The following is a 13,123-nucleotide window of genomic DNA, read 5'->3' as shown; positions in this document are numbered from 1 at the left end:
GCCGATGACGGCGGCCGCGCATACGATGACGGAAGAGGCGCTCGCGACGACGCGAAGCGAACCTGACCGGTAGAGGGAGCGCGACATGGCGGCAACGCAGACCACAGACGAGTACGACGTGATCGTGATCGGCGCGGGCGCCGTGGGCGAGAACGTGGCCGACCGCGCCGTTCAGGGTGGGATGCGCACCGCCATCATCGAGGCCGAGCTCGTGGGCGGCGAGTGCTCATACTGGGCGTGCATGCCCTCGAAGGCCCTGCTGCGCAGTGGCACCGCCGTGCGGGCAGCCCAGGCGGTGGACGGCGCCGCCCAGGCCGTCACCGGCGAGACCGACGTGCACGCGGTGCTGGAACGGCGCAATCGCATCGCGAGCAACTGGAACGACGACGGCCAGGCGGCCTGGGTGAGCACGGCCGGTATCGACCTGGTACGCGGGCACGCCACCATCACCGCCCCCCGCGAGGTGACGGTCACCGCCGAAGACGGCAGCACGCGCGTGCTGACGGCCGCCCACGCCGTCGCCGTCTGCACGGGCTCGGTCGCCTCGCTGCCCGACGTGCCGGGCCTGGCCGAGGCCGAGCCGTGGACGAGCAAAGAGGCCACGAGCGCGCAGGGCGTGCCGACCACCCTCGCCATCATCGGCGGCGGCGTGGTGGCGAGCGAGATGGCGACCGCGTACACCAGCCTCGGCAGCGTGGTGCACGTGATCGCCCGAAGCGGCCTGCTCACGCGCAACGAGCCGTTTGCGGGCGAGCTGGTCGCGGCATCCCTCACGAAGCTCGGGGCGCATCTGCACCTCGGCGCCTCCCCCACATCCGTTGCGCGCACCCCCGGGCGCAGCGTGGCCATCACCCTCGATGACGGCACCGAGCTCGTCACCGACGAGATCCTCGTCGCCACCGGCCGCACACCGCGCACGCAGGATCTCGGGCTCGAGAACATCGGCCTCACACCCGGTAAGGGGCTGTCGGTCGACGACAGCATGCTCGTGCAATCCCAGGGCAACGATGCACTCGCCGGTGAGTGGCTCTACGCCGCCGGCGACGTGAACCAGCGCGCCCTGCTCACGCACCAGGGAAAGTACCAGGCTCGCATCGCGGGTGACGCGATTGCGGCGCGAGCCCGCGGCATCCGCATCTCTACTGAGCCCTGGTCGGCGTGCCAGGCCACCGCCGATCACCAGGCCGTGCCGCAGGTCACCTTCACCGACCCCGAGGTGGCGTCGGTCGGCCTGAGCGCCGCGGAGGCCGAGAAAGCGGGCTACCGCACGCGCGTGATCGACTACGACATCGGCAATGTGGCGGGTGCCTCCGTGCTTGCCGACGACTATCAGGGGCGCGCGCGCATGGTCGTCGACGAAGACCGCCAGGTTCTGCTCGGCGTGACATTCGTGGGAGCGGATGTCGGTGAGTTGCTCCATTCGGCCACCGTCGCCGTCGTCGGCGAGGTGCCAATCTCACGGCTGTGGCATGCCGTTCCGTCGTATCCCACGCTCAGTGAGGTGTGGCTGCGCCTGCTCGAGTCGTACGGCAGGCCGGCCGCGTGAGGCGAGTCGGAGCCACGGTCGACGGCGCCGGGCGGGCGCTCGGTGGCGCCGGGCGGGCGCTCGGTGGCGCCAGCCGCACACTGGGCGGCATCGCTCGCGCGGTGGGCGAGGCAGGGCGCTCCCTCTCGGCGCTGGTTCTCGACTCGCCCGTGAGCCGCGCCGGCTACCTGTATGCCACCGCGGTCGGCCTCGCGTGGGGCTACACGCTCAGCACGGGCCGCGTCGAGCGGCGCGGCGGACTCGTCGTCTTCACGGGCATGCCACGCTGGGCCTTCGGCCGCGGCGGCTCCTGCGTGGGTGGCTGCTATCTCACGGCCAACAACGCCGGCGATGCCGTGCTCGAGCACGAGGCCGTGCACAAACGGCAGTGGCAGCGCTACGGCATGCTCTTTCCCCTGCTCTACGGGTTCTCCGGGCGCGACCCGCTGAAGAATCGCTTCGAGATCGAGGCGGGGCTGGAGAAGGGCGGATACGTGTGAGCCTGCAGCGCACGGTCGTCATCACGGGCGCAAGCTCTGGAATCGGCGCGGTCACGGCACGGCGTCTGGCCGACGACGGCGCGCGGGTGGTGGTCGTCGGCCGCAACCAGGAGCGAACGACGGATGTGGCCCGCTCCGTGGGCGGCGACCCCCTCATCGCCGACTTCGACCGGCTCGATGACGTGCGCTCGCTCGCGGCAGAACTGCTCCGTCGGTACGAGCGCATCGACGTGCTCCTGAACAACGCCGGCGGCATCTCTGCGCGGCACGAGCTCACGGTCGACGGCTTCGAACGCACCATCCAGGCCAACCATCTGGCGCCGTTTCTGCTGACCAACCTGCTGCTGCCGCGCATCCGCCAGTCGGCCGCATACGGGCCGACGCGCGTGGTCTCGACGGCGAGCACGGCGAACCGCTACGGCAGACTCCGGCTCGACGATCTCAATTGGGAGCATCGGCCGTGGCTGGGCGGCTGGGGCGCGTACGGGGCGTCGAAGCTGGCGACGATCCTGTTCATCAGGCAACTCGCCGAGCGCACGGCGGGCACCGGCGTCAGCGCGTATTCGGTTCACCCCGGGCTGGTCGTGACCAGTTTCGGGATGCAGCTGCGCACCATGCGGCTCGCCTCGGCGATCACGGGCGGCCACTACGGCATCAGCGCCGAAGCAGGCGCGGAGCCGCTCGTACGACTGGCGGGTGAGGCACCGATCGGCGCGCCGAGCGGCACGTACTTCGACCGCTTCACTGCCGGCGGTCACGTGAGCGCTCGAGCGACGGATGCGCTCGGCCGCGAACTCTGGGACCTTTCCGCGCGGCTCACGGGCTGCTGAGCGAGCGCCCGGGCGCTTTCGCACCGGCCTGCTAACGTGGCCTGCCATGGTGGCAGACGACTGGATCGAGCATCGGCGCGGCGACGGCGAGCGCGTGGGCTGGATGGTGCCGAGGGGCGAGGGATTCGTCGTGGTCGACCTGCTCGGCCGGGAGCGCAGCGGGCCCGTCGACTGGCTGACGGCCGAGGAGACGCTCGAGGAGCTTGGCATCGGTTACCTTGCCGACCCCTACATGCTCACCCTTGAGAACGGAGGCGACCTCCGCGTGCGTATCGCCGAGGTGAGCCCTGCCGGCGTCAGGGTGAAGAGGGACGATTTCGGCGACATCGGCGCCCCTCAGCTCTACTATTCGCTCGAGCTGCCTGCACCGGCGACGCTGCGGCCGCTCCGAGCGGACGAGGTCGGCCGGCTTTCGGCGGATTCGTTCGGCGGCTGAGGTGCGGCGACGGCACGCATTGCCGCCGCTGGCTCGGCTCCGCAGCGGGCGAAGGCACGCCTGCGGCAGGAGTGGCTCGGCTAGCCGCCCGCGACGGGGCTCGCCACGATCGACGAGGTCGGCATCCCGAACCCCGTGAGCGCTGCCCGAACGCGCTCGAGCGTCTGCTCGCGCCCCACCAGGACGGCACGGGTCGCACCCGGCCCCTCGCACAGCATCTCGGCAGCCCACGCGTGAACCGCACGTGCGGCGAGGTCTCCCGGCCGAGCCTCGCCCTCGGGGCGGCGTTCACGGCGTTCACGGCGGTCACGAGGGGCCCGCGAGCGCGGCAGAAACGTCACCGTCATGCGCACGGGAGCCGAGAGCACCACGCGGTCGGCCGCAGACGCCGTCTCGACGAACACCCGACCCCGCGCGCAGAGCGGCAACAGCGCGAGCTCGGCCTCGAGCTGAGCCAGCGCCGTCTCGTCTGCCACGACCACGAACTGTGCGCGGTCGTCGTGGTGCGCCGTGCGCGCGGTGTGCGCGGCGTGCTCGGCCCTCGGGCCGCCTGCCGCTGTGTCGTGTTCACTCTGATGCATCTCACGACCAGTATAGGTAAGCCTTACCTACACCGTCACCAGCATGGCGGATGCCTCAGCTGCCAGCCCACTCGCCTCTCCAGCTGGGCGCCGAGCGCCAGCAGGGTCGCCTCGCCACCCGGCCGGCCGATGAGCTGCACGCCCATCGGCAGCCCGGAATCCGTCTGCGCGATGGGCAGCGTGATGGCGGGCAGGCCCGAGACGTTCACCATCGAGGTGAACGGCGTGTACTGCACCTGCTGCTCGAAGTTGCGCTCCCCGTCTTCCTGGTCGAAGTAACCGAGCGGCCGCGGCGTCATCGCGAGCGTCGGCGTCATGACGGCGTCGAAGCGCGAAAGCTGCTCGATGAACGAGCGCTCGTACGCGCTCAGCGCCGAGAGGGCCTCGGCGAGCTGGCGTGCCGAGATGGCGCGCCCCCGGCCCATGAGCCAGCGGGTCAGCGGCTCGAGCGCCGCCTCAGCATCCCCCTCTGCCGGGATGCCGGCGGCCCCCGCCTGCCAGATGGTGCGGAACGCCCCAGCGTACGAGTCGTCGGGCGCGAGGGCGGTCTTCTCGATGCCGTGCCCCATGGCCTCGAACGCCGCGACAGCGGCCTCGAGCGCGGCGCGGGCCTCGGGCGCGATGACGATCTCGTACGCGTCATCCCACGCGGAGGTCGTCATGACGCCGAGCTGGTAGCGGCCCTCGCCCCGCACCGCCGACGCGAGCATCGGCCCGTCCGCCCCCGGTGCCCTCAACGCGAAGTGGTGCTCGGGGCCGTTGCCCGCCCCGGTGATCATGGCGTCGAGGAGCAGCGCGGCATCCGTCACGGTTCTGGCGATGGGCCCGGCGACCGGCAGTCCGGCGAGTGCGCCGATGCCGCTGCCGCCCGGCACGCGACCGCGCGACGTCTTCAGACCAACGAGGCCACATGCTGCCGCGGGAATACGAACGGATCCGCCGCCGTCGCTGCCCGGCGCGAAGGGCAGCATGCCGCTCGCCACGGCGACGGCGGCCCCGCCGCTCGAGCCTCCGGCCCCGAGCGACGGGTCCAAGGGGTTACGTGCGGGAGGCGCGGCGAGCGACTCGGTGTACGCGGGCAGGCCGAATTCGGGCGTATTGGTCTTGCCGAGGCTGATGCCACCCGCGGCATCGAGTGTCTCGACCAGCTCGTCCGAGGTCTCGGGCACGAATCCCGCGAAGAGGCGCGAGCCGAAACCGGTCGGCACGCCGGCGCGCATCCAGAGGTCCTTGTCGCCGAACGGCAGGCCCCAGATCGGCGCGACATGCGGCACGTTCCGGGTGACATGCGCGGCGCGTTTTCGCGCGGCGTCCGCTGTCACGGTGACGAAGGCGCCGAGCTCGGGGTTCAGGCGTTCGATGCGGCCGAGATAGTGCTCGGTCAGCTCCGCAGGCGTCAGTTCGCCGGCCTGCAGGGCGCGCCATTGCGCGTATGCGGTGAGGTCGTGCAGCTCGTCAGTCGCCATGAATCGAGCCTAGCCACACGGGAGGCTTGACAGCGCGGTTGGTTATGTGGTTAGTTACATGAGTAATGAACCAAGGAGGTAATCGGATGGCAGGGAGACGATCGCTCCGGGAGCGGCCGCAACCGACGGCATCCGCAGCGCTGCGGGGAGCGCCGTGATCGACGACGGTCGACCGATCTTCCTGCAGATCGCCGAGCAGATCGAGAACGACATCATCCAGGGCACCTACCCGGCAGAGAGCCAGGTGCCCTCGACGAACGAGTTCGCCGCGTTCCACCGCATCAACCCCGCAACGGCAGGCAAGGGCGTGAACCGGCTCGTCGACGAGGGAATCCTCTACAAGAAGCGCGGCATCGGAATGTTCGTCGCCGCCGGAGCCCGGGAGCACCTCATCGCCAAACGCAGCGAAGGCTTTCGCCACGAATACGTACAGCCCCTCGTCACCGAAGCAGCCAAGCTCGGCATCGGGGCCGACCAGTTGATCGACATGATTCGAAAGGACATGAAGCAATGAACACCACACCGTCAGCACCACCGCCCTCTGGCACAGGCGACCTCGTCGTCGACGTGCGCTCCCTCACCAAGCGCTTCGGGGGCTTCACCGCCCTCGACGACGTCAGCTTCCAGCTGCAGCCCGACATGATCCACGGCCTGCTCGGCCGAAACGGCGCGGGCAAGACCACCATCATGCAGCTGCTCACCGGCCAGGACTTCGCCAGCCACGGCACCGTCAACGTCTTCGGCGAGCGCCCCGCCGAGAACGCCGCCGTGCTCGAGCACGTCTGCTTCATCAAAGAGAGCCAGCGCTACCCCGACAACTTCAAGCCGAAGCACGTCTTCCGAAGCGCCCCCTGGTTCTTCGAGCACTGGGATGCCGACTTCGCCGCGCGTCTCATCGACGACTTCCGGCTGCCCGTCGACCGGCGCATCAAGAAGCTCTCGCGCGGTCAGCTCTCGGCTGTCGGCGTGATCGTGGGCCTCGCCTCCCGCGCGCCGCTCACCTTCTTCGACGAGCCGTATCTGGGTCTGGATGCGGTGGCCCGGCAGATCTTCTACGACCGGCTTCTCGAAGACTACGCCGAGCATCCGCGCACCATCGTGCTCTCGACGCATCTCATCGACGAGGTCTCGAACATGCTCGAACACGTCCTTGTGATCGACGAGGGCCGCATCATTCTCGATGAGGATGCCGACGACCTACGCGGCTCCGCCACGACGGTCGTCGGTTCCGCATCCCGCGTCGAGGAGTTCGTGGCTGGGCGCGACATCATCCACCGCGAGGCCATCGGCGGCCTCGCGTCGGCCACCATCGGCCGGCTCACCCCCGACGAGCGACGCGCGGCAACGAGCGCGGGCCTCGAACTCTCCACGGTGTCGCTCCAGCAGCTCATCGTTCACCTGACCAAGGTCTCAGACAAGGAATTCAAGGAGGCGGCATGACCACCATCGCCGAAACCCAGTCCGTCGCACGACGCGGCGCGCATCCCTCATCGACTACCCGCATCTGGCGTGTCGTGAAGCTGCAGTTCACCAACAGCTGGAACATTCTCGTTCTGCCCGTGCTGATCCTGGGCGCCATCTTCGTGCTCAACTACGCCATCTGGGTGATCGCCTTCCGGTCCTCCGACATGTCCGAGAACGCGCTCGATGGCACGCAGTACAGCGGCTCCACCATCTTCATTTTCGCCTACATGCTCGTCGTCGCGATCCAGGCCATCAACCTGACGTTCCCGTTCGCGCTGGGCTATGGGGCGACGCGCCGCGACTATTACCTCGGCACATCGCTCACCTGGCTCATTCTCTCGGCCATCCTCACTCTTGGCATAGCGATCTGCGGGCAGCTCGAGACGTGGACGAACGGCTGGGGCCTGCGCGCCACCTTCTTCAACGCCGTGTACTTCGGCGACGACAGCTTCGCGGCTCGCATGTTCACGGTGTTCGCGGCGTTCCTCTTTTTCTTCTTCGTCGGCACCGCGAGTGCCGCCGTGTACGTGCGCTGGCGTGCGAACGGCCTCATCGTTGCGGGGCTCGTTCTCGCCGTTCTGCTGGTGGGGGCGGTCGCCCTCATCTCGTTCACCGACAGCTGGAAAGGCGTCGGCGAGTGGTTCGCGGTCACCGGCGGCACGGGGGTCGTCGCGTGGAGCCTCGTCGTAACCGCCATCGCGGCCGTCACGGGCTTCTTCATTCTGCGCCGCGCTACACCGAAGAGCTGAGCCTCTCGGCCGACGAGCTGGGCCGCTACGTCGACGAGCTGGGCCGCTGTGCCGACGAGCTGGGCCGCTACGAGAGCGAACGCTGCAGCAGCACGATGCCGAGCCAGCGCTCGAACTTGTAGCCGACGTGGCCCATGCGCCCGATCTCGTGGAACCCGAATCGCTCGTGCATCGCAAGGGATGGCTCGGCGCCCTGGTCGGCGATCACGGCGATCATCTCCTTCAGCCCGGCCCGCTTCGACCGGTCGATGAGTTCGGTCATGAGCACCGTGCCGAGCCCCTTACCGGTCGCGGCCGGCCCGAGGTAGATGGAGTTCTCCACCGTGAAACGGTAGGCCCGCTTCTGCTTCCATGGCGCGACGAGGGCGTAGCCGAGCACACTCCCCCGCGGCGAGACGGCCACGATGAACGGCATACCGAGCTTTGCGAGATGGGCGAACTTCGCCCGCCAGTCGGCGAGGGTCATCCCGTCTTCGTCGAAGGTGACGGTGCTGTTCGCCACGTAGTGGTTGTAGATCTCACGCACGTCGGGCAGGTCCGCCTCGCTCGCCTCCCTGATCGAGAACGCGAACGCGGGGTCGGCCGGTTGCGCGGGCCTCAGGGCACGCGGAAGCACGCGCGGTGTCGCGTATTCCTCCTCAAGCACGCACAGATTCTACGCGTGCACGGCTGGAGTCTTCGGGCGAGGAAACAGCCGCGGGCACAGCCCAGTCGACACTGCCACCGCCCTGCGCCTCCAGGAGGGCGTTCACGCGGCTGAACGGCCTCGAGCCGACGAAGCCACGGCTGGCCGACAGGGGGCTCGGATGCGCGGACTCCACGAACGGCGTGGCTGACAGCAGCGGCTTCAGACCCGCGGCATCCCGGCCCCAGAGAACGGCGACGAGCGGCGTGCCACGCGCCACGAGCACGCGGATGGCGTGCTCGGTCACGGCCTCCCAGCCCTTGCCGCGGTGCGAGGCGGGAGTGCCGGGCCGCACCGTGAGCACCCGGTTCAGCAGCATCACTCCCTGCGATGCCCACGCGCTCAGATCGCCGTGCGGTGCCGGCGTGATGCCAAGGTCGCTCTGCAGCTCTGCATAGATGTTGGCGAGGCTGCGCGGGATGGGGCGCACGTGAGACTCGACGGCGAACGACAGACCGATCGGATGCCCGGGCGTCGGGTACGGGTCCTGCCCCACGATCAACACGCGCACCCGCTCGAGCGGCTCACGGAAGGCGCGCAGCACCTGCCTCCCAGCCGGCAGATAGCCGCGCCCCGCTGCGTTCTCGCCACGCAGGAAGTCGCCCATCTCGCGGATGCGGCCCGCGACCGGCTCGAGCGCGTGCGCCCAGCCGGCATCCATGAGAGCGTCTTCCGCGAGCTCGTCGAGAGACTTCGGCACGCTACCCGGCCACCTGGACCGGTGGAAGCGCGGACCAGGGGAAGGTGATCCAGCGCGAGGTGCGTCGCCAGACGAAGTCGGGCGTGATCGCACTCTGAGGCTTTCCGTACAGGCATACCGTGCGCACCTCGGCGCCCCCTGCGCTGACGAGGTCGACGACCATGGCGAGGGTTCGACCGGAGTCCGCGACGTCGTCGACCAGCAGCACGCGCTTGCCGGTGAGCGCGCTCTGCTCGAGCATGGGCGGAAGCAGCACGGGCTGCGGCAGGCGCTCGTTCACGCCGGTGTAGAACTCCACGTTGAGGGCGCCGCACGACTTGACACCGAGCGAATACGCCATGGCCCCGGCCAGAAGCAGACCACCGCGCGCAATGGCCAGAACGACGTCGACCTCGAAGCCGCTCTCGACCACGGCGGAGGCCAGGTGTCGGGATGCCTCACCGAACTCAAGCCAGCCCAGAACCTCCCGATCGTCCTCCGCAAGCGTGTCTAAGCCGGAGTCCTCGACGTCGAAAGTCATGGTGGCTACGGTACTCGCCGCATGAGGTTGCGAGGCAATCTCTTTTGCCTCTTCGGCCACGCTGGTCACATCTGTCACAGGCGCGGCGTGAGGCGCCCCTTGTGCACGCCGGCGCCCGTCTGGGCGAGGGGGCGCAGCACGATCAGATCCTGGTTCACGTGCGGTTCGCGCTCGAGCGCGTCGACGATCGTCACCGCCACATCGTGGGCCGTGAGCGGGTTCTCGACGCCCTCGTAGACGCCGTCGGCCTTCGCCCGGTCGCCGCCGAAGCGCACGAGCGAGAACTCGTCGGTCGCCACCATGCCGGGCGCCACCTCGATCACGCGAATGGGCTCTCCAGCCAGCTCGAGCCGCAGAACGTCGGTGAGGGCGTGCGCCGCGAACTTGGCCGCGTTGTAGCCGCCGCCGCCCGCGTAGGCCGCGTGGCCCGCGGTTGAGGTGACGGTCAGAATGTCCGCGTGACCGGATGCGCCAGCCGCGCGGCGAAGCAGCGGCAGAAGCGCGCTCACCATGCGCTTCACTCCGAGCACGTTGATCTCGTACATCCAGCGCCAGTCGTCGATCGACCCAGCTTCGACGCTGTCGAGCCCGTGCGCGCCGCCGGCGTTGTTCACCAGGGCGTGCACCGGACCGCTCGCCTCGAGGTGGTCGCGTAACGCATCGACATCGGCCTGGTCGGTCAGGTCTGCCGTGAAGACGGATGCGCCCGTCTCGTCGGCGAGCGCCTCGAGACGGTCGGTGCGCCGCGCGACGCCGACAACCTGCCATCCCCGCCGGGCGAACTCGACGGCGCTCGCGCGCCCGATGCCCGAGCTCGCCCCGGTCACGACGACCCGTCTCGGATTGCGCTCGTCTCTGTCGCTTTCACCCATGCGCTCCAGCGTATTCGTTACGCCCGGTTTCATTCGATTGTGGAGCGGCCCCCTTCTTGCCTACGCTCGGGGGAATGAACGAACGCGCCCGGCGCGTTCCCCCGCATGCCTCACGACAGGAGCACCACCATGGCCGACAACCCCGACTGGAAGTTCGAAACCAAGCAGATCCACACGGGTGCAGCGCCGGACCCGGTCACCAACGCCCGGGCCACGCCCATCTACCAGACCACCTCGTACGTGTTCAACAACGCCGAGCACGCACAGAACCTGTTCGCACTCGCTGAGTTCGGCAACATCTACACGCGCATCCAGAACCCGACCCAGGCCGTCGTCGAAGAGCGCGTCGCCGCGCTCGAAGGTGGAACGGGAGCACTGCTGCTCGCATCCGGCCAGTCGGCATCGACCTTCGCGGTGCTGAACATCGCCCAGGCCGGCGACCACTTCGTCGCCTCAAGCTCGATCTACGGCGGCACCTACAACCTGTTCAAGTACACGCTTGCGAAGCTGGGCATCGAGGTCACGTTTGTCGAGAACCAGGACGACCTGGACGAGTGGCGTCGCGCCATCCGCCCGAACACGAAGCTGCTGTTCGCCGAGACCATCGGCAACCCGAAGATCAACGTGCTCGACATCTCGTCGATCGCCGACATCGCCCACGAGGCCGGCGTGCCGCTGGTCGTCGACAACACCATCGCGACGCCGTACCTGATTCGCCCGTTCGAGCACGGCGCCGACATCATCGTGCACTCGGCCACCAAGTTCCTCGGTGGCCACGGCACCGTCATCGGTGGCATCATCGTCGACGGCGGAAAGTTCGCGTGGTCGAAGAACGTCGAGAAGTTCCCCGGCCTCACCGAGCCCGACCCGTCGTACCACGGCGCAAGCTACACCGCGGCGGTCGGCGACGGCCTCGCCTTCATCATCAAGGCGCGCGTGCAGCTGCTGCGCGACCTCGGTGCGGCGATCGCGCCGGCGAGCGCATGGCAGCTCATCCAGGGCATCGAGACGCTCTCGCTTCGCATCGAGCGCCACGTCGAGAACACCCTCGAGATCGCGCGGTTCCTCGAGTCGCACCCGGATGTCGCGAGCGTCAACTACTCCGGGCTCGACTCGAGCCCGTGGCGCGCGAACGCCAACCGTTACGCACCGAAGGGCGTGGGCGCGGTTCTCTCGTTCGAGCTCAAGGGCGGCGTTGACGCCGGCCGCCGGCTCGTCGACAACCTCGAGCTGTTCAGCCACCTCGCCAACATCGGCGACGTGCGCAGCCTCGTCATCCACCCCGCGTCGACGACGCACTCGCAGCTCTCGCCCGAGCAGCAGCTGACGGCCGGCGTGACGCCCGGCCTGGTGCGGCTCTCGGTCGGCCTCGAGAACGTCGACGACCTGAAGGCCGACCTCGAGGCGGGCCTTGCCGCCAGCCGGGGTGCCGCCGCGGCCTGAGCCGGCAAGGGCCACGAACGGCCGGCATGAACGAGGGGCGGATGCTGCGGCATCCGCCCCTCGCCATGTCTCCTCGCTCCCCCACGCGCGTAACGTGGTCGGGCCGCACGCCGGCGACCGGCAGAATTGATGCATGGAGTGGCAGACATCGGCGGACACCGCCCCCTCGAGTTTCATCACCGAGGCCCAGGCGCGGTCGCTGCTCGGCAAGCCGCCGGCGAGTGGGGCATGGCGCGAATCCGATCCCGTCGGCCATCGGCAGTTCGCAGGCCTCGGCCCGTTCGACTTCGAGGCGGGCGGCGACGTGCCGTACGCGCGCATCGCGTACGAGACGTGGGGCGAGCTCTCCCCTGCACGCGACAACGCGGTGCTCGTCCTGCACGCGCTCACGGGAGACAGCCACGTGGCGGGCCAGGCGGGAGCCGGACACGCCACCCCCGGCTGGTGGGCCGGCATCGTCGGCCCCGGCCTCGCGGTCGACACCGACCGCTTCTTCGTCGTCGCACCCAACATGCTGGGCGGCTGCCAGGGGTCGACCGGCCCGGCTTCTCTCGCGCCGGACGGCTACGAGTGGGGCCCCCGGTTCCCGTTCACGACCATCCGCGACCAGGTGCGCGCGCAGGCCCTCTTCTCCGACGCCATCGGCATCGAGAAGTGGGCGGCGGTCATCGGCGGCTCGATGGGCGGCATGCACGCCATCGAGTGGGGGGTCAGTTACCCCGAGCGCGTGGCCAGACTCGCCGTCATCGCCGCACCCCCAGAGTCGAGCGCCGACCAGGTGGCCCTGAACTCGCTTCAGCTCGAGGCCGTTCGCACCGACCCGCTCTTCCGGGCAGGCCATTACTACGAGGCAGAGGATGGCGAGGGCCCGCACCGCGGTCTCGCCCTCGCGCGCCGAATGGCCCTCGTCAACTACCGCAGCCCCGACGAGCTCAACGCGCGCTTCACGCGCAGCTGGCAGAGCGGGATCAGCCCTCTCGGCCATGGCGGACGCTACGCGGTCGAGTCGTATCTCGACTTTCACGGCAACAAGTTCACCCGCCGATTCGACGCGAACAGCTACGTGACGCTCGTCGAGGCGATGAACTCGCACGATGTCGGCCGGGATCGCGGCGGTCTCGATGAGGCGCTCGCCCGCGCCGACATGCCCGCGCTCGTCGTCGGCATTGACAGCGACAGGCTTTTCCCCGTGGAGTCTCAGCAGCGAATCGCGGCGCGCCTCACCGGCAATATCGATGGTGACGAACCGGTCATAATAGAGTCGAGTTTCGGGCACGACGGCTTCCTCATCGAGAACGAACTGGTGGGTGACCAGTTGCGCCGTCTGCTCGCCGTGTGACAAGCGAAGGGGC

Annotated in this window: 15 protein-coding genes; 9 read left to right on the top strand and 6 right to left on the bottom strand. The window is 69.1% G+C overall.

Translation table 11 applies throughout. The annotated features are described in order from the left end of the window. Nucleotides 1–85 precede the first annotated feature (85 nt). The 4 genes from OSC27_RS02460 (at nucleotide 86) to OSC27_RS02445 (ending at nucleotide 3,291) form a co-directional block, all read left to right on the top strand. The gene (locus OSC27_RS02460) at nucleotides 86–1,546 is read left to right on the top strand and encodes a dihydrolipoyl dehydrogenase family protein (protein ID WP_267179824.1); all 1,461 of its coding nucleotides are present in this window, start codon (nucleotides 86–88) and stop codon (nucleotides 1,544–1,546) included. Between the two features lie 89 nt (nucleotides 1,547–1,635). Next, complete coding sequence (locus OSC27_RS02455; protein WP_267180405.1) at nucleotides 1,636–2,025, top strand: Fe-S oxidoreductase; 390 nt, start codon at nucleotides 1,636–1,638, stop codon at nucleotides 2,023–2,025. After that, a complete protein-coding gene (locus OSC27_RS02450; protein WP_267179823.1) occupies nucleotides 2,022–2,855 on the top strand; it encodes an SDR family NAD(P)-dependent oxidoreductase in 834 nt (277 codons plus the stop codon). Before OSC27_RS02455 ends, OSC27_RS02450 begins: the two co-directional genes overlap by 4 nt. Before the next feature lie 46 nt (nucleotides 2,856–2,901). Further along, the gene (locus OSC27_RS02445) at nucleotides 2,902–3,291 is read left to right on the top strand and encodes a hypothetical protein (protein WP_267179822.1); all 390 of its coding nucleotides are present in this window, start codon (nucleotides 2,902–2,904) and stop codon (nucleotides 3,289–3,291) included. An 80-nt stretch (nucleotides 3,292–3,371) separates the two neighbouring features. On the opposite strand, the gene OSC27_RS02440 is transcribed toward OSC27_RS02445, so the two are convergent. Both OSC27_RS02440 and OSC27_RS02435 read right to left on the bottom strand, forming a co-directional pair. Further along, complete coding sequence (locus OSC27_RS02440) at nucleotides 3,372–3,872, bottom strand: SIP domain-containing protein (protein WP_267179821.1); 501 nt, start codon at nucleotides 3,870–3,872, stop codon at nucleotides 3,372–3,374. A gap of 35 nt (nucleotides 3,873–3,907) precedes the next feature. Continuing rightward, entirely contained in the window at nucleotides 3,908–5,338 is a 1,431-nt protein-coding gene (locus OSC27_RS02435) for an amidase (RefSeq protein WP_267179820.1), read from the bottom strand. Between the two features lie 154 nt (nucleotides 5,339–5,492). On the opposite strand from OSC27_RS02435, the gene OSC27_RS02430 reads away from it, so the two are divergent. From OSC27_RS02430 to OSC27_RS02420, 3 genes are read left to right on the top strand one after another with little or no spacing between them, the layout of a single operon-like run. Continuing rightward, nucleotides 5,493–5,852: a GntR family transcriptional regulator gene (locus tag OSC27_RS02430; RefSeq protein WP_267179819.1), complete on the top strand. Its 360-nt coding sequence runs from the start codon at nucleotides 5,493–5,495 to the stop codon at nucleotides 5,850–5,852. Further along, nucleotides 5,849–6,778, top strand: a complete 930-nt coding sequence (locus OSC27_RS02425; RefSeq protein ID WP_267179818.1) for an ABC transporter ATP-binding protein — start codon at nucleotides 5,849–5,851, stop codon at nucleotides 6,776–6,778. The genes OSC27_RS02430 and OSC27_RS02425 overlap by 4 nt, the downstream gene beginning before the upstream one ends. Next, complete coding sequence (locus OSC27_RS02420) at nucleotides 6,775–7,551, top strand: ABC transporter permease (protein WP_267179817.1); 777 nt, start codon at nucleotides 6,775–6,777, stop codon at nucleotides 7,549–7,551. Before OSC27_RS02425 ends, OSC27_RS02420 begins: the two co-directional genes overlap by 4 nt. Before the next feature lie 67 nt (nucleotides 7,552–7,618). Here OSC27_RS02420 and OSC27_RS02415 read toward each other — a convergent pair whose 3' ends face one another. From OSC27_RS02415 to OSC27_RS02400, 4 genes are all read right to left on the bottom strand, one after another. Next, nucleotides 7,619–8,197 carry a GNAT family N-acetyltransferase gene (locus tag OSC27_RS02415; RefSeq protein ID WP_267179816.1) on the bottom strand — a complete coding sequence of 193 codons (579 nt, stop codon included), beginning with the start codon at nucleotides 8,195–8,197 and terminating at the stop codon, nucleotides 7,619–7,621. Then, entirely contained in the window at nucleotides 8,190–8,936 is a 747-nt protein-coding gene (locus OSC27_RS02410; RefSeq protein ID WP_267179815.1) for a uracil-DNA glycosylase, read from the bottom strand. Before OSC27_RS02410 ends, OSC27_RS02415 begins: the two co-directional genes overlap by 8 nt. A gap of 1 nt (nucleotide 8,937) precedes the next feature. Continuing rightward, nucleotides 8,938–9,456: a phosphoribosyltransferase gene (locus tag OSC27_RS02405; protein ID WP_267179814.1), complete on the bottom strand. Its 519-nt coding sequence runs from the start codon at nucleotides 9,454–9,456 to the stop codon at nucleotides 8,938–8,940. Nucleotides 9,457–9,530: 74 nt separating this feature from the next. Continuing rightward, entirely contained in the window at nucleotides 9,531–10,328 is a 798-nt protein-coding gene (locus tag OSC27_RS02400) for an SDR family oxidoreductase (RefSeq protein ID WP_267179813.1), read from the bottom strand. Nucleotides 10,329–10,457: 129 nt separating this feature from the next. On the opposite strand from OSC27_RS02400, the gene OSC27_RS02395 reads away from it, so the two are divergent. Beyond that, nucleotides 10,458–11,771, top strand: a complete 1,314-nt coding sequence (locus OSC27_RS02395; protein ID WP_267179812.1) for a bifunctional o-acetylhomoserine/o-acetylserine sulfhydrylase — start codon at nucleotides 10,458–10,460, stop codon at nucleotides 11,769–11,771. Between the two features lie 133 nt (nucleotides 11,772–11,904). Further along, on the top strand, nucleotides 11,905–13,110 hold the full coding sequence (gene metX / locus OSC27_RS02390; protein ID WP_267179811.1) for a homoserine O-acetyltransferase MetX: 1,206 nt from the start codon (nucleotides 11,905–11,907) through the stop codon (nucleotides 13,108–13,110). Nucleotides 13,111–13,123 lie beyond the last annotated feature (13 nt).

This window comes from Microbacterium sp. STN6 (assembly GCF_026410545.1).
Classification (GTDB): Bacteria; Actinomycetota; Actinomycetes; order Actinomycetales; family Microbacteriaceae; genus Root112D2.
This window is presented reverse-complemented; position numbering and strand designations above follow the sequence as displayed.